We start from the raw sequence: 24,846 nt of genomic DNA, 5'->3' as shown, positions 1-24,846 counted from the left end.
CGTGAGCCTTGGCCCGTGAGCCTTGGCCCGTGAGCCTTGGCCCGTGAGCCTTGGCCCGTGAGCCCCGGCCCGCCAGCGCCGCCCCGGAGCCCCGCCCCGGAGCCCTGCCCCCGAGCCCCGCCCCAAGCCCCGCGCCCTCAGGCCGCCCCGAACGCCGAGAACGCCCACCCCGTCGCCTGGTGCAGCGCGTCGCCCGGCAGGGCGGCCCGGGCGTCGCGCAGCGCCTCCGCCAGGGACAGGCCGGCGTCGAGGCCCTTGTGCAGCGCCAGCATCAGCGGCACCACCGCGGCATCGTTGACGGGCGCGCTGCACGCCACCACCCCGGCCGTGCCCAGCGGCAGCAACGCGGTGACCAGGCCCAGCAGTTCGTCGGCCCCGACGGACGCGAGGCGGGCGGTGTCGCAGCAGGACAGGATGATCCGGTACGGGCTGCGGTCCAGCCGCTCGAAGTCGTGCACGACGATCGGCCCGTCGGCCATCCGCAGGGACGAGAACAGCGGGCTGTCCGCGCGGAACGTGCCGTGCGCGGCGATATGGGCCAGCGCGGCCCCGTCCAGCTCCTCCAGCACCCGAGGCACCCGCGCCTCGCCCTCCTCCAGGACCGTCGCACAGCCGTACCGGCCGGCCAGCTCGGGCACCTCGGCGCCGCCGGTCGCCAGTCCCGGGCCGCGTACCAGCACATGGCAGCCGTCCGGCGGCGGCGCGGTCTCCTTGGCCCGCAGCCAACTGCCCGCCGACGGCGACACGCTGAGCACCCGCTCCCGCAGCGACGGCAGCAGCGCCCACGGCACCCGGTGCAGCCGCCCCGGCGGCACGATCACCACCGGTCCGCCGCCCAGGTGCGCCGCCGCCGGGCCGAGCAGCAGCTCCTCCAGCCGGCGCCCGGCCGCCTCCACCACCGGAAGGCGCGCCTCCGCCCCGGGATGGGCCAGCCGCCGCAGCCCGGCCTGGACGTGCTCGGCCTCCGTCTCCGCCTCGGCCAGCAGCCCGGCCTCGAACCGGCGCACCCGCCCCTGCCCGCACAGCAGCACCTGCACCCGCCCGTCGAGCACGGCGAGTTCCACCAGCCGCACCTCGTCGCCCAGCCGCTCCAGCAGCGTGCCGACCTCGAAGCGGTCCCCGGCCCCGGGCGCCTCGCCCCGCATGTGCAGGGTCCGGGAGCGGATCTCCCGCTCCAGGCGGCGCTGTTCACGCTCCAGCGCCAGGACCGGCCGGCCCTCCATCCGGGCGGCCTCCGCACGGGAGGCGATCTCACGGAACGCCGTCATGCCGCTGAGCAGTTCCGGATCGGCGGGCGGCCGGGTCGGCGCCGTGGACAGCACGGTGGCCCGCCAGCGCTCGCTCCACACCAGCAGCCGCCGCGGCCCGCCCGACACGAGAGACGCCCGCTGGGCGAGCGCGGCCAGCTCCGCGCCCTGCTCGGTGGCGCGCGCCCTGAGCTCCGAGGCGCCCAGCGTCATCCGGTGGTCGTCCAGCACGTCCAGACCCCGCCGGCAGGCCTCCAGCACACCCCGGGCCGACCCGGCGGCCCGGGCCCGCAGCGCCTGCGCCGCCCAGCCCGTCATCCGCGCCAGCGGCGGACCGCCGTGCCTGCTGCGGGCGGCGACGGCCAGATGCCGCTCCGCGTCCGCCGTCCAGCCCAGGCCCAGCGCGATCCGGCCCGCCAGCAGCGACGCCTCCGGCGCGGCCGGAGCCCCGAACGAGGCCAGCTTCTCCGCCACCGCGGCGGCGTCGGCGACCAGCCGTCCCGAACCCCGCCCGGCCGCGTGCCGCGCCTCGATCAGCACCAGCCGGGCGTGCGTCTCCCACCAGGTGCGCCGCTGCCCGGCGAACAGCCGTACCGCGAGGGCGGCACGGGCGATCGCGGTGTGCGGATCCCCGGCCAGCCGGGCGGCCCGCGCGGCGGCGAGCAGCAGCTCCGCCTTGCGTGTGGACTGCCCGCCTATCCCGTCGAGCTTTCTGATCGCCGCGTCCGCCTCGGCCAGCGCCTCGGGCGCGAGCCCGGCCGCCATCAGCACCTCGCAGCGCCGGATGTTCAGCATGAACGTCGGCGTGCCGAGCCGGGCGTACCGCTCCTCCGCCTCGTCGAGCAGTCGCAGCGCCACCGGCACGTCACCGGAGCGGAACGCGGCGAGCCCCCGGCTCTCCACCGCGTCGGCCTTGTCGTGCTCCTGGCCGGTGGTGTCCCACAGCGCCTCGGCCGCGGTGAAGTCCGCCTCGGCCCGCTCCACCGACCCCAGCGCCAGATGCACGGTCGCCCGCAGGGTCAGTGCCCGCGCCGTCCAGATCACGTCCTCCGCCTGCCGCAGCACGGGAACCGCCCGGCGTACGTCCTCCAGCGCCTCGCGATGCCGGCCGAGCACCCACCACACGTACGCCCGCCGGTACAGCACCCGCGCCCGGGTGTGCCCGCCGCCCCGCGCGACCCCCCGCTCGAACGCCGCCAGGCCCTCCCGGGTCCGGCCCGCGTGCACCAGCGCCACGCCCAGCGTGGCCAGCACGTCCGCCTCCCGGTCGGCCGAGTCCGCGCGCGCCGCGAAGTCCCGGGCCCGGCGCAGATGGTTCAGCGCGAGCCGCAGATCGCCGAAGTCCCGCTGCCAGATGCCGATCACCTGATGGGCGACGGAGGCGTGCGACGGGTCGGGATCGGCGTCGAGCAGCGCCCGGGCCCGCGTCAGAGCCTCGCCCGGATCGGCGAACACCATCGGCAGCAGTGCCGCCACCGAGTCGTTTCCCGCTGTCACTCCTCGGATGGTAGTGGCCCCCGACCACACCCCACAGGTCCGGCGCTGTATCAAATGACCGTCCCGCGGCTCATGTCGAGGAGGATCGGCGCGTACCGACGACCGCTCCGCCGCACCGACCGACGCCGTCGCCCAGTGGGAGGACCCGCCATGGCACCTCAGCGATTCCACGAGCAGTTCGAACAGATCCAGCGCTCGATGCCGGACGTCCCCCTCGCGATGGGCCCGGACGACTCGGCCGAGTTCATGTACGAGAAGGGCGTCGTCCTCGTCCGCGACGGCGAGGAGGCCGGCATTGTCGAGGACACCGTACGGGCCCACTTCACGGCGGCCCCCGACCTCGACCAGGACCAGATCCGCCGGGCCGGCCCGCGCACCAACCGCAGCGGCATCACCCGCATCCGCGTCGGCGACCCCGATGAGGGCGGCCGGGAAGCCGACCGCGCCGTCGCCCAGGCGCTGCGCTCCGTGCGCGAACGGGAGGACCGGGCCGGGCACCGGATGGCCGCCCGCAACCATGTCGTCCACATCGCGGTCAACGCCTGCCCCGGCGACGAACCGGTCCCCGTCCCGCTCAGCGAACCGCTCAACCCGGCCGCCGCCGACACGGCGTACGACCCGGACACCGCCGTCGGTGTCCTCGTCGTCGACACCGGGCTGATGAAGGACTACCGCTCCTGCGACCTGCTCTCCCACACCGACGGCGACGCCCAGGTTCAGGAGTGCGACGAGCAGGGCATCCTCCAGCAGTACGTCGGCCACGGCACGTTCATCGCCGGGCTCGTCGCCGCCGTCGCGCCCAACACCGACATCACCGTGCGCGGCAGCCTCAACGACGCGGGCGCCATCCTGGAGTCGGAGTTCGGCGAGAAGCTCTTCGAGGCCGTCGACGCCGGCGGCTGGCCCGACGTCCTCAGCCTCTCCGCCGGCACCTCCAACGGCCGCACCGACGGCCTGCTCGGCGTGGAGAACTTCATGCGGGAACTGCGCGAGCAGCGCACCCTGCTGGTCGCCGCGGCCGGGAACAACGGCAGCGCCACGCCCTTCTGGCCCGCCGCCTACGCCGACCTCCCCGGCTGGGAGGACTCGGTGCTGTCCGTCGGCGCCCTGCGCAGCGACGGCGAGTTCGGCGCCTGCTTCACCAACCACGGCCCCTGGGTGCGGGTCTACGCCCCCGGCGAGCGCCTCACCAGCGCCCTCACCGGCTTCGAGACACCCGTCCCGTACGTGTACCAGCACTCCACGTACGACTCCTGCCGCTACGGCTTCCGCTACGGCTGCACCTGCCGTCACCCCCGCCACACCGGAGTGCTGAGCGACGGGAACGACAAGAACGCGGCCGCGAAGCCGGACCAGGTGATGTTCGAGGGGTACGCGCAGTGGAGCGGCACCTCCTTCGCCACGCCCATGACCGCGGGCATGGTCGCCGCCCATATGACGGCGCACAAGGAGACCGACCCGCGCGCGGCCCGGCAGCAGCTGCTCGCCGCCAACACCGGGCTCGCCGAAGTGCGCGGGGCGCACGTCCCCGCGCTGCGTCCGCCCACGTGGCGCCCGGTCCCGGTCGTGCGCCTGGTCCCCGGCCCGTGAGGGCCGAAGCCGCCCCCTCCACGGCGTACCATGACCTGCCGTACTCGAGGGGTGGGGCTGCTGTGGACCGTACTGATGCCGGCGCGCTCGTCCAGGCGGCCGCCGACGGCGACGCGGCGGCCTGGAAGGCGCTCGTGGAGGGGCTGAGCCCGCTGGTGTGGTCCGTGGTGCGCGCCCACCGGCTCTCCGACGCGGACGCCCACGAGGTGTACCAGACGGCGTGGTTCCGCTTCGCCCAGCACCTCGGGCGCATTCGTGAACCCGGCAAGGCGGGCGCGTGGCTGGCGAGCACGGCGCGCCACGAGTGCCTGAAGGTCATCCGCAGCTCGCAACGGCTGACCCTGACGGACGATCCACAGATCCTGGACCGGGTCAGCGAGGAGGGCACGCCCGAACAGTCGCTGCTCGACTCCGAGGAGGCCGCCGCCCAGAGCGAACGCGTACGGCGGCTGTGGCAGGAGTTCGAGGAACTGGGCGAGCGGTGCAGGCAGTTGCTGCGTGTGCTGATGGCCACGCCGCCGCCCAGCTATCAGGACGTGTCCGCCGCGCTCGGTATCGCGGTGGGCAGCATCGGACCGCTGCGCCAGCGCTGTCTGCGGCGTCTGCGGGCCCGGCTCGAGGCACGGGGGGCGATATGAGCGACATGAACGACGACGGCCTGATCAGCGAAGAGGACTGGACGGACGACGAGTTCGACGCCGGACTGCTGGAGGAGGAACTGCGGCAGGCCGCCGCCGTCCTCGACCCGGTGCCCGCGCAGCTCCAGCAGATCGCCGTCGACGCGTACGCGCTGCACGACCTCGACGCCCGGGTCGCCGAGCTGACCTTCGACTCGCTGGTCGACGCCCTCCCGGTGCGGGGCGACACCGACGCGCCCAGGATGCTGACCTTCCGGGCGGGCGAGGTCACCGTCGACGTCGAGGTCACCCCACAGGGGCTCATGGGACAGGTGCTGCCCCCGCAACCGGCCCGGATCGAGGTCCTGGGCGGCCCCCGCCCCGGCTCCCCGCTCACGGCCGACGACCTGGGCCGCTTCACCGGCGACGCACCGCTCTCCGGCCCGTTCGCGCTACGGCTGCGGACCGGCGGGGATGTCGTGGTGACGGAGTGGCTGCGGGCCTAGCCACCTGGTCGCGGGCGCTCCCGGGTCACCAGGTGCACGGCAGCGTCCGCGGCCCCCGGATCATCGTCCTGCGCCGCCACTCGACCTGGTCGGCCGGGACCGCGAGCCGCAGGTCCGGGAGCCGGTCCAGCAGGGTTGCGAGCAGCAGTTCGGTCTGGAGGCGGGCCAGGACGGCGCCGGTGCAGTAGTGCGGGCCGTTGCCGAGGGCCAGGTGCGGGTTGGGGGCGCGGCCGGGGTCGATCCGGTCCGGCTCGGGGAAGACGTCCGGGTCGCGGTTGGCGGCGAGGTAGGAGACGTACACCGCCTCGCCCGCGCGGATGCGGTGTCCGTGCAGGTCGACGTCCTCCAGGGCGATCCGCGCCAGGCCCACGGAGCTGCGGTGGGGGATGAAGCGCAGCAACTCGTCCAGCAGCGCGTCACGGGCCTCGGGCCGCTCCAGCCACCACTGCCGCAACTCGGGCCGGGTGAGCAGCAGACAGAGCATCTGCCCGCAGTTGTGGGTGACGGCCTCGCCGCCGATCTGCAGCGGACCGGCGAGGCCGATCGCCTCCGGCTCGCTGAGGTCGCCACGCGCCACGGCGGCGCCCAGCAGGGAGTACACGTCCTCGCCGGTGCTGTCGGCGCGGGAGCGGATCGTCTGTGTGATCCATCCGTACAGACCGCTCTTGGCCCGGTCGGCGGCCTCGGCCCCGCCCGAGGTGGAGATGATCTGCCGGGTCCAGGTGTGCACCTGCTCCCGGTCGGCGGCCGGCACCCCCATCACCTCGCTGACCAGGGCGATCGGGAACGGTTCGAGCACCCGCTCGATCAGCTCGGCCGGCGGCCCGTCCCGTACGACCCCGTCCACCAGCTCGTCGAGCATCTCCTGCGCGCGGGGCCGCAACCGCTTCATCGCGCTGACGGTGAAGGCCCCGGCGACCGCCTTGCGCAGCCGGTTGTGGTCGGGCTGGTCGGCGAAGGCCAGTGAACCCGGCCGCGGTTTGAAGTGCGGTGCCATCCGCGTCACTTGACGTGTTGTCACCTCCGCGCGGCTGAACCGCGGATCGTTGGTGATCAGCTTCACGTCGTCGTGGCGGGTGGCCAGCCATGCCCATCCCTCGCCGAACGGCAGCCGGATCCGCGTCAGCGGCCCCTCGCGCATCAGCTCCGCGAGGACCGGGTCGAAGTCCGTCCCGTCCAGGTCGAGGGCGGGCCAGTCCCGTACCGGGGGCGGTTCCTGGCCGGTCAGCGTAGTGGTCTCCTCCGTCATGCACCCACCCTCACCGTGCCCCCGGCCGCTTGTCGCGCGGGAGTGCTCCAGCCGGTGGCGTCCGGCCCCTCAGCGGGACACGGCGTCGACGAGCCGGGCCAGCGCGCCGGCCAGCCGCTCCAGTCCGGCCCCGGCGGGACCGCCCGGCTCGGTCATATAGGTGTCGCGGCGGATCTCCACCATGAGCGCGCCGACCTCGGGCCGCTTCCCGTAGAACTCCAGGGGGACGTAGGCCCCACTGAACGGGCTGTCGAGCCCTGTCTCCCCGAACGCCTCGCGGGCGGCGTCCAGCAGGCCGGGGGAGGTGTGGAACGGGTCGGTGCCGAGACAGACCGCCGGCCGGGGACCGTCCCCGTGCAGTTCGTAGGGCAGCCTCCGGCTCGGGTAGGAGTGCACGTCGATGATCACGGCCCGCCCGGTGGCCGCCAGCCGGTCCGCCACGGCCTGTGTCATCGCCCGCGCGTACGGCCGGAAGTACCGCTCCACGAGCGGCTCGGGGTCGATGCCCTCGGGCCGCAGCGCCTCGCCGTGCGTGGTCCGCGTGTACACCGCCCCCATACCGACGGCCCGCATCTCCTCCCGCTCGTCCGGAAACCGCTCGGGGTCAACGACCAGCCGCGACAGCCGGTTGACGAACCGCCAGGGCGCCACCCCCGCGAGCCCGGCGGCCACCTCGGCGATCTCCGCCGTGTGCCCGTCGGTGATGTGGTCCAGCTCCCGCTCCAGCTCCTCGTCACCCAGCACGATCCCCGCGCGTACGTCTTCGGGTATCTCCCGCGCGGAGTGCGGGACATGCAGGATCACCGGGGAGTCGGAGGCCCCGGCCAGCGGCTCGAAGGAGTGCGGGGCGTCGGTCATGGGGCGGCTCCAGGGGCGTTGTCAGTGGCGTGCGGCAGGATCAAGGTGCCATATCGCCGGATCATCGAGGCCGAGGACGTCATGCCGATCAGCAACCAGCAGGTGAGCGCCCATCCGTTTCTCGGGGGTCTGTACGCGGACGACTACTTCCCCGACCACGTGCTGGACCGGGGCCGCGCGATCCTGCTCGCCCTGTGCGAGCGCATCGAGACGGAGCGCCCGGCCGACCTCGACGCGCTGTACGTCCTGACCCACGCGGCCACGGAGGAGTTCAACGACCTGGAGGCCGAGTTCGAGGCGGCGGACAGCGAGATCGAGACGGTGGCCCGCGAGGAGATAGCCGAGGACTTCGCCCACATCGCACAGGCCTACGGCTTCACCGACGCGGACGTGGAGGAACTGATCGCCCCGCGGGAATGGTGAGAACTCCGCCCCGGCCGGGCAGTGTGCCGGCCGGGGCGGAGTCGGTGGATCTCTGTGAGTCCTGACGTCAGGCGAGGGACGCCAGGGTCTCGTTCCACGTGGTGGACGGGCGCATGGCCGCAGCGGCCTTCGCCGGGTCGGGCTGGTAGTAGCCGCCGATCTCGACCGGCTTGCCCTGGGCGGCGATCAGCTCGTCGACGATCTTCTGCTCGCCCGCCGTGAGAGTCTCGGCGAGCGGGGCGAAGGCCTTCGCCAGGTCCGCGTCGTCGGTCTGCTTGGCCAGCTCCTGCGCCCAGTACAGGGACAGGAAGAAGTGGCTGCCGCGGTTGTCGATGCCGCCGACGCGCCGGGTCGGGGACTTGTCCTCGTTGAGGAAGGTCGCCGTGGCGCGGTCGAGGGTGTCGGCCAGGACCTGGGCGCGGGCGTTGCCCGTGACCTTCGCCAGCTGCTCGAAGGACGGCACCAGGGCGAAGAACTCACCCAGGCTGTCCCAGCGCAGGTAGTTCTCCCGGACCAGCTGCTGGACGTGCTTCGGGGCGGAGCCGCCGGCGCCCGTCTCGAAGAGACCGCCGCCCGCCATCAGCGGGACGACCGACAGCATCTTGGCGCTGGTGCCCAGCTCCAGGATCGGGAACAGGTCGGTGAGGTAGTCGCGCAGGACGTTGCCCGTCACCGAGATGGTGTTCTCGCCGCGGCGGATGCGCTCCACCGACAGCTTCGTCGCCTCGACGGGGGAGAGGATCCGGATGTCCAGGCCCTCGGTGTCGTGCTCCGCGAGGTAGGCGTTGACCTTGGCGATCAGGTTGGCGTCGTGCGCACGGGTCTCGTCCAGCCAGAACACCGCCGGGTCACCGGTGGCGCGGGCGCGCGTGACGGCCAGCTTCACCCAGTCCTTGATCGGCGCGTCCTTGGTCTGGCAGGCGCGGAAGATGTCGCCGGCCGAGACGGTCTGCTCGATGAGCGCGGTGCCGTTCTGGTCGACCAGGCGGACCGTGCCCGTGACCGGGACCTCGAAGGTCTTGTCGTGGCTGCCGTACTCCTCGGCCTTCTGCGCCATCAGACCGACGTTCGGCACCGAGCCCATGGTGGAGGGGTCGTAGGCGCCGTTGGCGCGGCAGTCCTCGAGCACGGCCTGGTAGACGCCCGCGTAGGAGGAGTCCGGCAGGACCGCGAGGGTGTCGGCCTCCTCGCCGTCAGGGCCCCACATGTGGCCGGACGTGCGGATCATGGCCGGCATGGAGGCGTCGACGATGACGTCCGAGGGGACGTGCAGGTTCGAGATGCCCTTGTCGGAGTCGACCATGGCCAGCTCCGGGCCCTCGGCGAGCTCGGCGTCGAAGGAGGCCTTGATCTCGGCGCCCTCGGGCAGGCCCTCCAGGCCCTTGTAGATGCCGCCCAGACCGTCGTTCGGGGTCAGACCGGCCGCGGCGAGCTTGTCGCCGTACTGGGCGAAGGTCTTCGGGAAGAAGGCGCGCACCACGTGGCCGAAGACGATCGGGTCGGAGACCTTCATCATCGTGGCCTTCAGGTGCACCGAGAACAGCACGCCCTGGGCCTTGGCCTCGGCGACCTGCGCGGTCAGGAACTCGCGCAGCGCGGCGACCCGCATCACGGAGGCGTCGACGACCTCACCGGCGAGCACCGGTACGGACTCGCGCAGCACGGTGGTGGAGCCGTCGTCGCCGACGAGCTCGATGCGCAGCGCGCCGTCCTCGGCGATCACCACGGACTTCTCGGTGGAGCGGAAGTCGTTCTGGCCCATCGTCGCCACGTTCGTCTTGGACTCGGAGGTCCAGGCGCCCATGCGGTGCGGGTGCGACTTGGCGTAGTTCTTCACCGAGGCGGGGGCGCGCCGGTCGGAGTTGCCCTCACGCAGGACCGGGTTCACGGCGGAGCCCTTGACCTTGTCGTAGCGGGCGCCGATCTCGCGCTCCTCGTCGGTCTTCGGGTCGTCCGGGTAGTCCGGCAGCGCGTAGCCCTGGCCCTGCAGCTCGGCGATCGCGGCCTTGAGCTGCGGGATGGACGCCGAGATGTTCGGCAGCTTGATGATGTTGGCGGCGGGCGTCTTGGCCAGCTCGCCGAGCTCCGCGAGGGCGTCCGGGATGCGCTGGTCCTCGGTGAGGTACTCCGGGAACACGGCGATGATGCGCCCGGCCAGCGAGATGTCGCGGGTCTCCACGGCGACACCCGCCTGCGCGGCGTACGCCCGGACCACCGGCAGGAAGGAATACGTCGCCAGGGCGGGGGCCTCGTCAGTGTGCGTATAGATGATGGTCGAGTCAGTCACCGGGTGCTCCGCTCCACGTCTGCAACATTGCTCGACATCAAGATATCTCGTGAGCGATCGATCATCGACAGGGGTCCGCCGCCAGTTTCGGGCAACCGATCGGCCCGCTCCTTTGTCAAGGAGAGAGATCACTCACTCCCTGACACGGCCGGACCTGACCACCCGGCCGTCCGAGCGAAAGCGGACCATGAGATATCGCACCAGAGTGACGGCCCCGGCGGCCGCCCTGATCGGCACGGCGGCGGCTCTGACCACGGGGATCCCGGCCCAGGCGACCCCCCGCACCGACCCCTCCCCGGGCCCGGAGACCCTCGGTGACCCCGTCTACCCCGACCTCGGCAACGACGGCTACCGCGTCTCCGCCTACCACCTCGACTTCGCCTACGACGCCACGACCCGGCTCGTCGAGGCCACCGCGACCCTGAGGATCCGCACCACCCAGCCGCTGAGCCGCCTCTCCCTCGACGTGCTCGGCCTGGACATACGCTCCGTCCGCGTGGGCGGCCGCCCCGCCGCCTTCGAGCAGGTGGCCGAAAAGCTGCGGATCACCCCCGCGCGTACGCTCCCGGCGAAAGCCCGGGTCACCGTGTGCGTCGACTACACCGCCGACCCGCGCCGCACGCTGCCGCACACCGGCTGGGTCGCCACCCCGGACGGCTTCGCCGTGTGCTGCCAGCCGAATTCCGCGCACACCGTCTTCCCCTGCAACGACCACCCCTCGGACAAGGCCGACTTCACCTTCCGCCTGACCGTGCCCGGGGGACTGCGGGGCGTCGCGAGCGGCCGGCTCGTGCGCACCGAGCAGCTGGACGGCGACCGGACGGCGTACACGTACCGCTCCCGCTCGCCCATCGCCACCGAGGTGGTGCAGATCACCGTCGGCGACTATGTGATCAAGGACCGGCAGGGCCCGCACGGCCTGCCGCTGCGGGACGTCGTCCCCACCGCCCGCGCCGCCGCCCTGGAACCCGCGCTGGCGCTCACCCCGGCCCTGGTGCAGTGGGTCGAGCAGCGGCTCGGGGCGTACCCCTTCGAGACGTACGGCCTGCTGCCGTGCAACTCGGACGACCCCCAGGCCTTCGACTTCACGGGCCTGGAGACGCAGACCCTCACGATCTACAAGCCGAACTACCTCCTCCAGGAGGAGAGCAAGATCGGCTCGCACATGATGCACGAGCTGGTCCACTCCTACTTCGGCAACAGTGTCAGCCCCGCCACCTGGGCCGACCTGTGGCTGAACGAGGGCCACGCCGACTTCTACGGGCTGCTGTACCGCTACGAGCGCGGCTGGCCCGACTCCAAGGGCATGACCACCATGGAAGCCCGGATGAAGGACACCTACGCCCTCGGCGACCAGTGGCGCCACACCTCGGGGCCGGTCGCCGCCCCGAACGCGGTCAACCTCTTCGACAGCCAGCGCTACCTCGGCGGCGTGCTCGTCCTGTACGCGCTGCGGCAGCAGATCGGCGAGGCGGCCTTCAGCGCCGTCGAGCACGCGTTCCTGGAGCGGTACCGCGACGCCACGGCGTCCACGGAGGACTACATCGCGGTCGCCTCCGAGGTCTCCGGACAGGACCTCACCGGCTTCCTGCGCGACTGGCTGTACGGGACGAAGACGCCCCGGATGCCGGGTCACCCGGACTGGACCGTGACGCCCGTGCAGCCGTCCCTCGCGGCACCGCGCAGCCGGAGGGACAGCCACCACCACGACAACTCCGCGACGCTGTAACGCCTCGGAGAGGCGGCTTCAGTCGAGCCGGGCGATCGTCATGTCGCCCGGCTCGAACTCGCCGGTCCGCTGCTGCGGGATGACGGCCGCGCCCTGCTGGAGCGCCACCGTGCGGGCCGGGGCGGGGATGCGGATGCCCTCCGCGCGGTAGCGCTTGTGCAGGCGCTTGATGAACTCGTGCTTGATCCGGTACTGGTCGCTGAACTCGCCGACCCCCAGGATCACGGTGAAACCGATGCGGGAGTCGCCGAAGGTGTGGAACCGGATGATCGGCTCGTGGTCCGGGACGGCGCCGTCGACCTCCCGCATCGTCTCGCCGATGACCTCGTTGGTCACGCGCTCCACGTGGTCCAGATCGCTGTCGTAGGCCACCCCGACCTGCACCAGGATCGTCAGCTGCTCCTCGGGGCGCATGAAGTTGGTCATGTTCGCCTGCGCGAGCTGGCCGTTGGGGAGCACGATGAGGTTGTTGGACAGGTTGCGGATCGTCGTCTGCCGCCAGTTGATGTCCTCGACGTAGCCCTCCTCGCCGCTGCTCAGCTTGATGTAGTCACCGGGCTGGACGGTCTTGGAGGCGAGGATGTGGATGCCCGCGAAGAGGTTGGCGAGCGTGTCCTGCAGCGCCAGCGCGACCGCCAGACCGCCGACGCCCAGGGCCGTGAGCATCGGGGCTATGGAGATGCCCAGGGTCTGGAGCACCACCAGGAAGCCGATCGCGAGGACCAGGATCCGGGTGATGTTGACGAAGATCGTGGCCGATCCGGCGACACCGGAACGGGACTGGGTGAGGGTGCGCACCAGTCCGGCCACCACCCGGGCCGCCGACACCGTCGCCACGAAGATGAGCAGCACCGTCAGCACCTGGTTGGTGTGGTGCTGCACCGTCCGGGTCAGCGGCAGCACCGCCGCCGCGCCCGCCACGCCGCCCACGACCGCGGCCCACGGCACCACGGCCCGCAGCGCGTGCACGATGACGTCGTCCCCGCTCCAGCGGGTGCGGTCGGCGTGCCCGCCCAGCCAGCGCAGCAGGATGCGCAGCGCGAAGGCCGCCAGCAGGCCCGAGGCCAGGGCGATGCCCGCGAAGACCAGGTCGTCCACCGTGAGGGCCCGGTTCACCGGCCACCTCCGGGGGCGAGAACCGCGGCGAACGCCGTCGTCGACGGCCGGATGTGAAGTCTCGTCACGTAGTCACCTGCTCGTTTTCGGGGATGTCCGATCGCGCCGGACCACCCTGACCCGGGGTCGGCGCAATCGTTCATCCTGCCGCATCCCGTAAGGGGTTTCGTACCGGAGACGGGGGTGAGCGGGTGGTGAGTTACTGCACATGACGCGCCGTCGCGCGCGCCGGATCCGCCTGGCTCGCGGCCACCTCGTTCACAAGTCTGTGAAGGACCCGTGCCGGCCCGCGCCGGAGGCGAAGCGGGCGGCTCCCTCGACGCTCTCGGCCAGCACCCCGGCGCCGTGCCCGAACTCGGCGCGCAGCGCGGACGGCTCGTCCAGGCCCTCCTGGTCGAGGACGGAGGCGCGGTCGGCGCGCAGGCACGCCTGCGGGAACCCGGCGATCACGGCGGCCAGTTCCTCGGCCTCGGCGCGGGCGCGGCCGGCCGGGACGACACGGTTGACGAGTCCGATGTCGTGGGCCTCGGCGGCCGGGACGGCCCGTCCCGTGAGGATCAGGTCCAGGGCGCGGCCGGTGCCGATCAGCCGGGGGAGCCGTACGGTGCCACCGTCGATCAGCGGCACGCCCCAGCGGCGGCAGAACACACCGAACACGGCGTCCTCCTCGGCGACCCGCAGATCGCACCAGAGGGCCAGTTCCAGTCCTCCGGCCACGGCATGCCCGGCGACCGCGGCGATCACCGGCTTGGACAGCCGCATCCGGGTCGGCCCCATCGGGCCGTCGCCGTCCGGCTCGGCCCGGTTGCCGCGGTCGGTGCCCAGCGCCTTGAGGTCGGCGCCCGCGCAGAACGTGCCGCCCTCGCCCCAGAGCACCGCCACCCGCGCTTCCTCGTCGGCCTCGAACTCCCGGAACGCGGCGGCGAGTTCGACGGCGGTCGGGCCGTCCACGGCGTTGCGCGCCTCCGGACGGGAGAGGACGACCGTGCTCACATGTCCCTGACGCTCGATCCGCACCGGCATGGTGAAGTCCCTTCTGCGTGACGGAATCGGCACGCTACCCGGGTCAGATCACCTTCAGCCGCACCAGCGCCCCCAGCGTCACCGCGCCCGGCAGCAGCGGCAGCCAGACGGTGATGACCCGGAAGGCCAGGACCACGGCCGTGGCCACCGCGGCCGGGCCGCCCGCCGCCACCAGCGCCACGACCAGCGCCGCCTCCACCGAGCCGATCCCGCCCGGGGTGGGCACCAGGGCGACGGCGACCGTGGCCGCCAGATAGGCCACCGCCATGTGCGCGGCCGGCACGTCAAGACCGAGCGACTGCCCCACCAGCACCAGCACCGAGGCCTGCAGCGCCGGGAAGGCGAAGGACCCGCCCCACAGGGCCAGGGCCCGGGCCGGACGGGTGTGCACCGAGCGCGCCTCGCCGAGTGCCGTACGCAGGAAGGAGACCAGCGTCGAGCGCACCCGCCCGACGAGGGCGACCACGGCCGCCGCGATCACGAGCACCACCGCGGCGCCCGCGAGCAGCGGGCCGAACGCCGTCTCCGGAACCAGGGTGCTCAGCCGCAGCGCGTCGGGGAACGCGAGGAACAGGGCGCCCAGCAGGGCCACCCGGCCGATGCTCTCCGCCAGCAGATACAGCGCCAGGGCGGCCGAGGAGCGGGCGAGCGGCAGACCGCACACCGTCATGAACCGCAGATTGACCGCGCTCGCGCCGAGCCCGGTCGGCAGCAGATGGTTGGCCGCGCCCGCGGCGAACTGGGTCGCGAGCAGGCGCCGTTTGGGCAGCGGTTCGACGACCGCGCCCTGTCGGGTGCAGGAGGCGGCGACCCAGGTCAGACAGGTCGCGCCGACCGCGGCCAGCAGCCACGGCCACTCGGCGGTGCCCAGATGCGCGAAGCCCTCGGCCAGCACCGACCGGTGCCGCACCGCGACCACGGTGACGAGCAGGAGCGGCAGCAGACACAGGATCTGACGCAGGCGGCGGACCGGGACGCGACGGGGGAGTCGTCCCGGGCGGATGTCGGGGAGTTGTACCGCTGTCACATCAGCAGAGGCTTCCCATGCCGTGCCAACGGCGGGTTGCGGAAGCGGGGACTGCGGATTGCGTGCGGGGAGCGGCTCGGAGGAGATCGTCATAGGGGCCTTCGCGCGGGGAGCGTGCGGGGGACGGGAAGAGGGGGATCGGGCTGATTGTGCGGGATGTCGGGGGCGATGCGCGAGCGCCTTGACCTCAACAAAACTTGAGGTTCTACGTTTCGTGCCATGAGCATGGAGACCACAGCGTGGACACAGCTGCACAGCGTCCTGACCGCTGAACAGGAACGCCGCCCCTTCGCCCTGGCGACCCTGCGCCGCATCGGCGCGTTCGCCCGCCCGCACCGGCGCCGCATCGCCCTCTTCGTCCTGCTCGGCGTGGGGAGCGCCCTGCTCGCCGTGGCGACCCCCGTCCTGGCCGGGAGGGTCGTGGACGTGATCGTCTCGTCCGGCGACGAGGGCACCGTCGTACGCCTGGCGCTGCTCATCGCGCTGATCGCGGTGGCGGAGGCGGCGCTGGGCATCCTCGGCCGGAGGCTGTCGGCGAGGCTCGGCGAGCACCTCATCCTCGATCTGCGCACCGCCGTCTTCGACCATGTGCAGCGGATGCCGGTGGCGTTCTTCACACGCACTCGTACGGGCGCCCTCGTCTCCCGGCTCAACAACGACGTCATCGGCGCCCAGCGCGCCTTCAGCAACACCCTGTCGGGCGTGGTCGGCAACCTCGTCACGCTCGTGCTCACCCTCGCCGTGATGCTGACCCTGTCCTGGCGGATCACCCTGCTGGCGCTGGTGCTGCTGCCGGTGTTCGTGCTCCCGGCCCGGCGCATGGGCAGCCGTATGGCGCGGATGCAGCGGGAGGCGGCGACACTGAACGCGGCGATGGGCACGCGTATGACCGAGCGCTTCTCCGCGCCCGGCGCCACCCTGGTCAAGCTCTTCGGCAGGCCCGAGGAGGAGTCGGAGGAGTTCGCCGAACGCGCCCGCCGTGTCGCGGACATCGGCGTCCGCACGGCCACCGCCCAGGCCGCCTTCATCACCGCCCTCACCCTGGTCTCCGCCCTCGCCCTGGCCCTCGTCTACGGCCTCGGCGGCTGGTTCGCCCTGCGCGGCGCCCTGGAACCGGGCGCGGTCGTCTCGCTGGCGCTGCTCCTGACCCGGCTGTACGCGCCGCTGACCGCGCTGGCCGGGGCCCGCGTCGAGGTGATGAGCGCGCTGGTCAGCTTCGAGCGGGTCTTCGAAGTGCTCGACCTGCGGCCGCTCATCGAGGAGAAGCCGGACGCGCGCGGGGTGCCCGAGGGGCCCGTGGCGGTCGAGTTCGAGCAGGTCCGCTTCGGCTACCCCGCCGCCGACAAGGTCTCCCTCGCCTCCCTGGAGGAGGTCGCGACCCTGGACCGACGCGGCGGCGACGAGGTCCTGCACGGCATCTCCTTCCGCGCCGAACCGGGCCAGACCGTGGCGCTCGTCGGATCCTCCGGCGCCGGCAAGTCGACCGTCGCTCAGCTGCTGCCCCGCCTGTACGACGCCGACGAGGGCGCCGTACGCGTCGGCGGCGTCGACGTCCGCGATCTGAGCGCCCGGGCCCTGCGGGAGACCCTCGGCATGGTCACCCAGGACGGGCACCTCTTCCACGACACCGTCCGCGCCAACCTCCTGCTGGCCCGCCCCGCGGCGACGGAGGAGGAGGTGTGGGACGCCCTGCGCCGGGCCCGCCTCGACGACCTCGTACGGTCCCTGCCCGACGGCCTCGACACCGTGGTCGGCGAACGCGGCTACCGGCTCTCCGGCGGCGAACGCCAGCGCATGACCATCGCCCGGCTGCTGCTGGCCCGCCAGCGCGTCGTCATCCTCGACGAGGCCACCGCCCACCTCGACAACACCTCCGAGGCCGCCGTCCAGGAGGCACTCACCGAAGCCCTCGACGGCCGGACGGCGGTCGTGATCGCCCACCGGCTGTCCACCGTCCGCTCGGCGGACCAGATCCTGGTCGTCGAGGCAGGCCGGATCGTGGAACGGGGCACCCACGAGGAACTGCTGGCGGCGGGCGAACGCTACGCGGAGCTGTACCGCACCCAGTTCGGCGAGACGGAGCGCACGGTCTGCGTGTGAACGCCCCCGGGCGCGCATCCGTACCCCCTCTTCGAGTACTCCCTCCTGCCCACCAGGGCAGAACAGCGCGCATCCGGAGAGGCGACGTGTCCCAGCAGCAACCGCACGCACCGAACAATCGCCGGACCCCGTCCCCCGCCCACCGGCTGCGCGCCGCCGCGGCGGTGGGCGCCCTGGTCGTGCTCCCCCTGGTCAGCGCCTGCGGCGGCGGCGACGACAAGGAGCCGGCCGGCAGCGACAAGGCGGCGACGCCCACCGGGGCGGCCGCTCCCGCCGCCGGTGTCGTCGCCCCGGCGAAGGTCGAGGTCATCGCCGGGCTGGCCGGCTGCAAGGCGAAGATCCGCACCGAGGCGGACGAGCTGCGCGAGGGCGTGTGCCACACCGAGAAGGGCGACTTCCTCATCACCACCTTCCCCGAGGAGAAACTCAAGGAGACCTGGCTGGACTCGGCCCGCGTGTACGGCGGCAAGTACCTCGTCGGCATGCGCTGGGTGGTCAGCGCCAAACCCGGCATGTACGAGCACCTGCGCGCCAAACTCGGCGGCACCGTCCAGGAGATGCAAGGCATCGGCCCCTCCGCGAACCCCAACTGACGTCACCCCGCAGCCGCAAGAGGGCGGCACGGTGGGTGGCGGCCCGCTTACCATTCGTACAGGCATGGGTGGCAGTGGCAGTGGCAGTGGCTCGTGGCGAGGGGGAGCGCGTTGGGGGTTCGCGATCACTTGGTCGTCGTCCTGCCGGGACTGGGGGGAACGGTCCTCGCCGTCCCCGGCCGACGCGGGCGCCCGAGCGGGGAGTCGGTCTGGGGCACCCTCCGGAAGGACCTCGATCTGCTGCGGGACCCGGAGCGGCTGAGTGTCGACAGGTACCCGAGGCTCGCCCCCGCGGGACTCGTCCGGGCCACCAGGGCGTTCGGGCTGTGGACCGTGGTTCCCGGCTACGACCGGCTCCTCGCCCGGCTGGGGAAGCGAGCCGGGGCCGTCGTCGACGACGGGACCGCGCCGGAACCCGACCTCGACGCCGGCGTCGTCGCCGTCGGCTACGACTTCCGCCTCGGAGTCGCCGATGCCGCGCGGACACTGGACGCCCAACTGCTGCCTCGGCTGGAGCACCTCTGGCCGGACGAGGCGGACCGCGAGGCCCGAGTCGTCATCGTCGCCCACTCCATGGGCGGCCTGGTGGCCCGCTATTGGGCCGCCGTACTCGGCGGTGCCCGCTGGTGCCGCGGCATCATCACCCTCGGCACTCCCCACAGGGGCGCACCCAAGGCCCTGGAGGTGATGGCGCACGGACTGCCCGTCGGCCCCTTCCGCATCACACGGCCCGTCGAGGTCGTGCGCGGCTGGCAGGGACTCGCGGACCTGCTGCCGCGCTACCCCGCCGTCGACGACCGAAGCGCCCCCGACGCCCCGCGCCCCTCCGGTGGCGACGGTCCTCCGCATCCGCCGCGCCTGCTCCGGCCGCACCAACTGCCCGTGCCCTGGCTGCGCGAGCCCGCCGAACGGGCCCACACCATGCACCGGGAGATCGAACAGGGCTGGCAGAACCTCCTCGTCCCGCCGGCGGTCATGCCCCGCATCGGATTCGGCCACGCCACCCTGCGCTCCTGCTCCTGGGACGGCAGCGAGGTGACCGTCACCAAGGACGTCCCGCCGGGCCCCGGGCTCGGCGGCTGGAGCGCGGGGCTCGGCGACGGCACCGTCCCCGCGTACTGCGGGCTGCCCGTGGAGATGGACAACTACCCCCGTACCCACCTGCACGTACACCGACGGCACGGCCCCATCGCGGACCTGGGGGAGACCGCGGACCTGCTCGACGCCTTCCGCAGCGACGCGGCTCTCTCCGCGTACCGGGCCCGGCAGGACAGCCCGGTCACCCTCGGCATGGACCTGGACGAACTCCACCTGCGCGACCGGCCGATCACCCTCGCCGTCACCCCCCTGACCCTCGCCGGAGAACGGGTCGACGCCGCACGGGCCACGGTGTGGGCCGGAGCGGAACCGGTGACGGAGGACGGCCGGCCGCCCTGGCCCCGCGTCGACGTCCGGCTTGAGTGGGACGCCGGTCGGTGCGCCTTCCTCGGCCGGCTGCCCGGACTGCCGCCCGGCCTGGTGAAGATGAGGGTCGTCGCCCGGGATCTGACCGACGCGACCGCCGTACAGACGGTGCAGGTGCTCGATGACACCGGCCTCGAGTGACGACCGGACCGCGTGGCCGCCCTGGTCGGCCGACGCGGCCCCCGCCGACCTGGCCCGCTACGTCGTGCCCCACGCCGTACGCATGCACGCGCGGATCCCCGGGCCCTCGGACGCCCCGGTCCTGCAACGGGTGCGGGTCGTCTGGGACCGGCTGCGGCAGGCCGGGATCGGCTACGCCCACGAGCCGCTCGACAGCGGGCCGGACGGCCAGTGGATCAGACCCCCGGCCGAGATGCTCGTGGCGCCCCGCAACGGCACCTGTCTCGACCTCGCCGTCCTGCTCGCCGGTGCCTTCCGGCACGCGGGGCTGCGCACGGCGGTCGTGGTCCTGGACGCGGCCGAACCGGGCCGGCCCGGACACGCCCTGGTCGCGGTCGCCCTGACCCGCACCTGGCCCGCCGGCCTGCCGAACGACGGCGTATGGCCCGATCCTCCGCTGGAGTTGCCTGACGAGGTACAGGCCGGACTGGACGGCCCGCCGCGCGGCATGCTGGTGCTGGACCCGAACGGGATCTCCCACCCCCTGGGCGTGGCCGGACCCGGGACGGACACCGACCTCGCCACCGCCGCCGCGACGGGACACGCCCAGCTCACCTCGACCGCGTACCGCTGGCGGGTCGGTGTGCCGGCGGACCCGGACGTGACCCCCTACACCCCCGCTGAGTTGCCCGCGGTGCTGCCGCTGCGCGACCCCTACCGCGAACCGGGCACGGCCGAGTCGGCACTGCGCCTGCTGAGGGCCGAGTTCCAGGTCACGCCCTTCCAGAGCCGGGACGAACTGACCGTGCTGTCGGCGCTGTGCGAGGACGGTGCCCGCGCACCGCACACCACGCTCGCCGTCATCACCGGCCGCGGCGGCTCCGGGAAGACCCGGCTCGGTCTGGAACTGGTCGACCGGATGGCCCGAGCCGGCTGGTACACGGGCGTCCTGCGGGAGCGGGCCGGGACCGACCGGTCGTGGGAGTGGCTGGCCGAGGTCACCGCACCCCTGCTCGTCCTCGTCGACTACGCCGACGCCCGGGCAGGCTCCACGATCGACCTGCTGCGCGTGGTGGCGCGCCGACCCCGCCCGGCCGTCGTCGTGCTCACCGCGAGGGAACGCGAAGGGGAGTGGCTGACCCGGATCACCGACGCGCTCGAGTCCGACGCCCACCCCCACCGGCTGGAGCACATCGAACTGCCGGACGCCCACCCCCGGCCCGAGGATCTCTTCCTGCGGACGTGCGCCGCGGTCCGCCAAGGCCCCCACGACAGCCCGCCCCGTCTGCCGGACCCGGACCCAGGGACCCGCTGGACCAGTCTGGACCTGGTGCTGCTCGGCTGGCTCGCGGCCCGCGGCAGGGATCCGCTCCCGGTCACCTCCGCCGCCCTGTACGACGAGGTACTGCGCCACGAACGCCGCTACTGGAACACCACCTTCGAGCACCGCACCGGTACGCCCCTGCGGTACACCGGCCTCATCGCCGAGGCCGCGGCATGCCTGACCCTTCTCACCCCCGCCCCGCACCGGGCCGCCGAAGCCCTCACGGCCGTGGCCCGGCTCGCCGAGGCCCACGACCTCCGGGAGCAGATCGCCGACACCCTCGTCACCTGCATGGACCCCGGGCCGGGGGAGTACGTCGCGATCCGGCCCGATCCCGTGGGCGACCACCATCTGCTGACCACCCTCGAACACCGTCCGGACCTCCTGGAGCGCTGCCTCCACATCGGCACCCTGCTCGACGAGAACGACCTGGGAGAGGGGCTGCGCGGCGCCCTCACCGTGCTGACCCGCGCCGGACGCAACGACGAACCGGCCGCCGCCGCCCACATCGAGGCGCTCCTGCGGTCCGAGCCGGGGCGCTGGCCACTGGCCGCCGCCGTGGCCGCCGCGCTGGGAGGCGCCGCGCGGAACGTCCTCGAAGAACTAGCCGCCGCCTCCGACACCCCTCTCCCTCTGGACGACATCTCAGCGGCCCTTCCGTTCGGGGCCGCCAGCCTGTGGCGCCTCGCCCTGATCGTCGACGAACGCAGGCTGGAGGAGGGCCGGGCCGGCGGCGCGGAGCCGGACGAGCTGGGTGAACTGCTGTTCCTGGCGAGCAGACGCCGTGACGACGCCGGGGACCGGTCGGGTGCGCTGGAGGCGATCGAGGAGGCCGTCCCCCTCTACAGCGACCTCGCTCTCTCTGACCCCGGCCTCCATCTCCCCAACCTCGCGGGCGCGTTCAACGACCTGGCGACCCACCGGGGTGCCACGGGCGATCGGTACGGTGCCGTGGACGCGGCCGAGAGTGCCGTGCGGTTGCAGCGGAGGCTCGTGGCCGAACCGGGACCGGAACACCAGGAGTCCCTGGCGAGGTCGCTGAACACCCTGGCGACCAGCAGGGCCGCGACCGACGACCGGGCCGGTGCGCTGTCCGCCGCCGACGAGGCCGTGCGGATCCACCGGGACCTCGTGCGCGCTGCCTCCTCGAACGACCTGCGCGACGCGTACGTGTCCGATCTGGCCGTGTCCCTCGGCAACCTCTCCCATTGCCGGTCGGCGATGGAGGACCGGGAGGGAGCACGCGCCGCGGGGGAGGAGGCGGTCGCCCTGCGGCGCCGGCTGCTGTCCGGAGAGACCGACGACACCGCCGCCGACCTGGCGCACGCGTTGAACAATGTGAGCGGCCACCGTTCCGGCGCCGGTGACGACGACGCCGCACTGGAGGCGGCCTTCGAGTCCACCGCCCTGTACCGGCACCTCGTGGTCGTCAACCGCGCGGTCTTCACCGAGGAGTTGGCGGCGTCCCTGAACAACCTGTCGGTGTGCCGCTCCCGCACAGGCGATTTCCCAGCTGCCCTGTCCGACGCCGAGGAATCCACCGCGCTGTACCGCGCCCTGGCCGCGGACGACACGGACGTGTTCGCCGCCGACCTGGCGATGTCGCTGAACACACTGGGCAACCGGCGTGCCGAGACCGGCGACCGCCGGGGTGCGGTGGCGGCGGCCGGCGAGGCGGTGGACCTGTACCGGGGCCTGTTCGACGAGGACCAGGACGTGTACGTCCTCGACCTCGCCGGGGCGCTCGGCAACCTGTCCGCCGGCCGCGCGGCCGACGGAGACGTCGGTGGTGCGCTGGAGGCGGCGGAGGAGGCCGCCCGGCTGTGCCGGCACGCGTCGGACACAAAAGGCGGCGCGTACGCCGCCGAAACGGCCCGGGCGCTGAACACGCTGTCCCTCCGGCGCTCGGACGCGGGCGATCGGACCGGTGCGCTCGCCGTCGCCCGGGAAGCGGTGGCCCTGCGACGCCGGCTGGCATCGGCCGAACCCGCCGCCTTCACCCGAGAACTGGCGATCTCGCTCAACAACCTCGCCCACCGCCTCTGGCTGGTGGGCGATCGCCCCGGGGCGGCCAAGGCGGGAGAGGAGGCTCTCGCGCTGTACCGCCGTCTGGCGGCGGTCAACAGGGCGGCCGTGCTGCCGGATCTGGCCGCCGCGGTGAACAACCTCTCGGTTCTGGTCGGTGACGTGGGCGGTCGCGAGCGTGCCCTGCTCCTCGACGAGGAGGCGGTCGGTCTCTTCCGCGAGCTGGCCGGTATCAACGGGGACGCCTGGAATCCCCAGCTCGCCGGTGCGCTCAACAACCGGTCCGTGAAGCTGACCGAGACCGGTGACCACGAACGGGCGTCGGAGGCCGCCGAGGCGAGCGTCGCCCTCTACCGCGCACTCGCCACGGCCGACCGCGAGGGATTCCTCCCCGACCTCGCCATGGCGGTGAACAACCTGGCCCGGTGCCGCTACGAGTCGGAGAACCTCCCCGATGCCCTGTCCGCGGCTCAGGAGGCGGTCGGTCTGTACCGGGAGGCCGTGACGGAGAGAGGCGACGCGTTCACCGCCGATCTGGCCAGGGCGTTGAACAACCTGTCCGCTGTCCGGTCGGACACCGAGGACCACCAGGGGGCGCTCGACTCGGCGGAGGAAGCGGTGCTTCTGTATCGCGCGTCGATGGCGGCCCACCCGACGGCCGTCGTGCCGGACCTGTGCAAGGCGCTGAACAACGTCTCCTCCGCCCGGCTGGCCCTGCGGGACCGACGCGGGGCGCTGGAGGCGGTCCGGGAGGCGGCGGACCTGCTGCGCGCACTGGTGCTGGCCGAACCCGCCTTCACCTCCGACCTGGCCGGCACCCTGAACGCCCTCGCCTCGGCCCTCTACCTCACCCAGGACTTCGAGGGAGCGCTGGCGGCCGGCCAGGAGGGCGTGGAGCTTCTTCGCGACCTCGCGGGCGACGACCCGGCGGCGTTCACTCCGGAACTGGCCGTGTCCACCTGGGCCTTGGCCGACCTGCTCACGATCCGCTCGCCTGCCGAGGCGTCCGCCGCCTGGGAGGCCTCGGCGGACGCCCTCCCCGAGGGCCACGGACGCGCGGAAGTCCGGGCGGGCGCGGCCGACTGGTACGCGAGCCGGGGCGACGGGCCCGCGGCCGCCGACGCCCTGGTCCGGGCCGCGAACGCCGCCCAGGGCGATGACGCGCGCTCCCCCGCGTATCTGACCCGCCGGGTCCGGCAGCGGATCCGCGCCGTCGCGCTGTCGCTGGATCCTCCACCGTCGGGACTGCCCGAGTGGGCGGTGAGCCCGGTCCCCGAGGCCGACCTCGAACTGATCCGCTCGTGGCGGGCCGCCGGGAACTGGCCCGACGCGGAAGCCGTGCTGCGCGCCCGGGCCGATGCGGTCACCGGCTCCACCCTCGCCGCAGGGGTGGACCTGCACATCATGCTGCGCCCGGACGACGACAGCCTGACGCAGCTCCGGCAGCTCCTGTCCGCCGTCGAACGCCGCGGCCTCGAAGCCGTACTCGCCGAACGCCGCGAGCGGTACGCCGTCGAGGAACTCGTACGCGCCTGGATGGACCAGCCCACCCGGGAGCAGTGGCTCGCCTACCTCGAAACGCACCGCGAGGAACTGTGCGCCGACGCGGCGGCCGAGGTCCTCGCCGCCTCGAGCGCCCCGGCCGCGGGAGAACACGCGGCGGTGGTCGCGCTGGCCAGGACGGTGCCCATGGAGACGGTGGCCAGGCTCGTCACCCATGCGGCGACCGCCGCGGACCATGCCCTGGAGGCGCTGGAGCGGGCGGATACGACGCGGCTGAGGCTGCTCACCGACGCCAACCCGGCCGCCCTGGACGAGCCGGGCGCCGGCTTCGTGCTGCGGGCGGTCCTGGATCTGGAGCGAGGGGAGAACGAGCAGGCCCTGCGGGGGATGCGGGCCGGTGCCGCCGTGGCCACGCCGATCCAGCGACGCGCGCGGGCCGTGAACCTGGCCCGTTGGGCGGCGCGGGCGGACCCGGACCGCGCGCCCGCGATCAGGGCCCTCATCGACGTGCTGGACGACCCGTCCGGCCAGGAGTGAACGCACCCACC

The 24,846-nt window shown here is 73.2% G+C and carries 16 protein-coding genes; 9 read left to right on the top strand and 7 right to left on the bottom strand.

All coding sequences use genetic code 11. From position 1 onward, the window contains the following. Nucleotides 1-137 precede the first annotated feature (137 nt). Nucleotides 138-2,705, bottom strand: coding sequence for a CHAT domain-containing protein (locus NNW99_RS03645; protein ID WP_251058069.1), 2,568 nt, complete (start codon nt 2,703-2,705; stop codon nt 138-140). A gap of 189 nt (nt 2,706-2,894) precedes the next feature. Here NNW99_RS03645 and NNW99_RS03640 point away from each other — a divergent pair, with 189 nt between their 5' ends. The 3 genes from NNW99_RS03640 (at nt 2,895) to NNW99_RS03630 (ending at nt 5,457) form a co-directional block, all read left to right on the top strand. Next, on the top strand, nt 2,895-4,334 hold the full coding sequence (locus tag NNW99_RS03640) for a S8/S53 family peptidase (protein WP_215117141.1): 1,440 nt from the start codon (nt 2,895-2,897) through the stop codon (nt 4,332-4,334). A 62-nt stretch (nt 4,335-4,396) separates the two neighbouring features. Further along, on the top strand, nt 4,397-4,972 hold the full coding sequence (locus NNW99_RS03635; RefSeq protein WP_215117140.1) for an RNA polymerase sigma factor: 576 nt from the start codon (nt 4,397-4,399) through the stop codon (nt 4,970-4,972). Between the two features lie 5 nt (nt 4,973-4,977). Next, nucleotides 4,978-5,457: a hypothetical protein gene (locus NNW99_RS03630; RefSeq protein ID WP_215124131.1), complete on the top strand. Its 480-nt coding sequence runs from the start codon at nt 4,978-4,980 to the stop codon at nt 5,455-5,457. Nucleotides 5,458-5,482: 25 nt separating this feature from the next. On the opposite strand, the gene NNW99_RS03625 is transcribed toward NNW99_RS03630, so the two are convergent. Both NNW99_RS03625 and NNW99_RS03620 read right to left on the bottom strand, forming a co-directional pair. Continuing rightward, nucleotides 5,483-6,706 carry a cytochrome P450 gene (locus tag NNW99_RS03625; protein ID WP_215117139.1) on the bottom strand — a complete coding sequence of 408 codons (1,224 nt, stop codon included), beginning with the start codon at nt 6,704-6,706 and terminating at the stop codon, nt 5,483-5,485. Between the two features lie 69 nt (nt 6,707-6,775). Further along, nucleotides 6,776-7,564 (bottom strand): N-formylglutamate amidohydrolase, encoded by a 789-nt coding sequence (locus tag NNW99_RS03620; RefSeq protein ID WP_215117138.1) that lies wholly within the window; start codon nt 7,562-7,564, stop codon nt 6,776-6,778. Nucleotides 7,565-7,645: 81 nt separating this feature from the next. On the opposite strand from NNW99_RS03620, the gene NNW99_RS03615 reads away from it, so the two are divergent. Continuing rightward, a complete protein-coding gene (locus tag NNW99_RS03615; RefSeq protein WP_215124130.1) occupies nt 7,646-7,987 on the top strand; it encodes a DUF5713 family protein in 342 nt (113 codons plus the stop codon). 67 nt (nt 7,988-8,054) lie between these two features. Here NNW99_RS03615 and NNW99_RS03610 read toward each other — a convergent pair whose 3' ends face one another. After that, a complete protein-coding gene (locus tag NNW99_RS03610; protein ID WP_215117137.1) occupies nt 8,055-10,274 on the bottom strand; it encodes an NADP-dependent isocitrate dehydrogenase in 2,220 nt (739 codons plus the stop codon). A 187-nt stretch (nt 10,275-10,461) separates the two neighbouring features. On the opposite strand from NNW99_RS03610, the gene NNW99_RS03605 reads away from it, so the two are divergent. Next, nucleotides 10,462-12,003, top strand: a complete 1,542-nt coding sequence (locus NNW99_RS03605) for a M1 family metallopeptidase (protein ID WP_215117136.1) — start codon at nt 10,462-10,464, stop codon at nt 12,001-12,003. Nucleotides 12,004-12,021: 18 nt separating this feature from the next. Here NNW99_RS03605 and NNW99_RS03600 read toward each other — a convergent pair whose 3' ends face one another. From NNW99_RS03600 to NNW99_RS03590, 3 genes are all read right to left on the bottom strand, one after another. Continuing rightward, a complete protein-coding gene (locus NNW99_RS03600; RefSeq protein WP_215117135.1) occupies nt 12,022-13,119 on the bottom strand; it encodes a mechanosensitive ion channel family protein in 1,098 nt (365 codons plus the stop codon). A gap of 258 nt (nt 13,120-13,377) precedes the next feature. Continuing rightward, nucleotides 13,378-14,142 (bottom strand): crotonase/enoyl-CoA hydratase family protein, encoded by a 765-nt coding sequence (locus tag NNW99_RS03595; protein ID WP_215117134.1) that lies wholly within the window; start codon nt 14,140-14,142, stop codon nt 13,378-13,380. Between the two features lie 43 nt (nt 14,143-14,185). Further along, on the bottom strand, nt 14,186-15,169 hold the full coding sequence (locus NNW99_RS03590; RefSeq protein WP_370869113.1) for a YbhN family protein: 984 nt from the start codon (nt 15,167-15,169) through the stop codon (nt 14,186-14,188). A gap of 225 nt (nt 15,170-15,394) precedes the next feature. Here NNW99_RS03590 and NNW99_RS03585 point away from each other — a divergent pair, with 225 nt between their 5' ends. The 4 genes from NNW99_RS03585 (at nt 15,395) to NNW99_RS03570 (ending at nt 24,835) form a co-directional block, all read left to right on the top strand. Then, complete coding sequence (locus NNW99_RS03585; protein WP_215124128.1) at nt 15,395-17,269, top strand: ABC transporter ATP-binding protein; 1,875 nt, start codon at nt 15,395-15,397, stop codon at nt 17,267-17,269. A gap of 86 nt (nt 17,270-17,355) precedes the next feature. After that, nucleotides 17,356-17,862, top strand: coding sequence for a hypothetical protein (locus NNW99_RS03580; protein WP_215117133.1), 507 nt, complete (start codon nt 17,356-17,358; stop codon nt 17,860-17,862). Nucleotides 17,863-17,973: 111 nt separating this feature from the next. Then, nucleotides 17,974-19,467, top strand: a complete 1,494-nt coding sequence (locus NNW99_RS03575; protein ID WP_215117132.1) for a hypothetical protein — start codon at nt 17,974-17,976, stop codon at nt 19,465-19,467. Then, nucleotides 19,448-24,835, top strand: a complete 5,388-nt coding sequence (locus NNW99_RS03570; RefSeq protein ID WP_215117131.1) for a tetratricopeptide repeat protein — start codon at nt 19,448-19,450, stop codon at nt 24,833-24,835. The genes NNW99_RS03575 and NNW99_RS03570 overlap by 20 nt, the downstream gene beginning before the upstream one ends. Nucleotides 24,836-24,846: the final 11 nt, after the last annotated feature.

Source organism: Streptomyces sp. CRCS-T-1 (assembly GCF_024442335.1).
GTDB lineage: Bacteria > Actinomycetota > Actinomycetes > Streptomycetales > Streptomycetaceae > Streptomyces > Streptomyces koelreuteriae.
The sequence above is the reverse complement of the archived record's forward strand: the minus strand, read 5'-3'. Positions and strand labels throughout refer to the sequence as shown.

Coding starts and splice junctions, on each gene's coding strand:
- NNW99_RS03645 (WP_251058069.1), bottom strand. CDS start 2,705: ATGGTGTTCGCCGATCCGGGCGAGGCTCTGACGCGGGCCCGGGCGCTG.
- NNW99_RS03640 (WP_215117141.1), top strand. CDS start 2,895: ATGGCACCTCAGCGATTCCACGAGCAGTTCGAACAGATCCAGCGCTCG.
- NNW99_RS03630 (WP_215124131.1), top strand. CDS start 4,978: ATGAACGACGACGGCCTGATCAGCGAAGAGGACTGGACGGACGACGAG.
- NNW99_RS03625 (WP_215117139.1), bottom strand. CDS start 6,706: ATGACGGAGGAGACCACTACGCTGACCGGCCAGGAACCGCCCCCGGTA.
- NNW99_RS03620 (WP_215117138.1), bottom strand. CDS start 7,564: ATGACCGACGCCCCGCACTCCTTCGAGCCGCTGGCCGGGGCCTCCGAC.
- NNW99_RS03615 (WP_215124130.1), top strand. CDS start 7,646: ATGCCGATCAGCAACCAGCAGGTGAGCGCCCATCCGTTTCTCGGGGGT.
- NNW99_RS03605 (WP_215117136.1), top strand. CDS start 10,462: ATGAGATATCGCACCAGAGTGACGGCCCCGGCGGCCGCCCTGATCGGC.
- NNW99_RS03595 (WP_215117134.1), bottom strand. CDS start 14,142: ATGCCGGTGCGGATCGAGCGTCAGGGACATGTGAGCACGGTCGTCCTC.
- NNW99_RS03585 (WP_215124128.1), top strand. CDS start 15,395: ATGGAGACCACAGCGTGGACACAGCTGCACAGCGTCCTGACCGCTGAA.
- NNW99_RS03570 (WP_215117131.1), top strand. CDS start 19,448: ATGACACCGGCCTCGAGTGACGACCGGACCGCGTGGCCGCCCTGGTCG.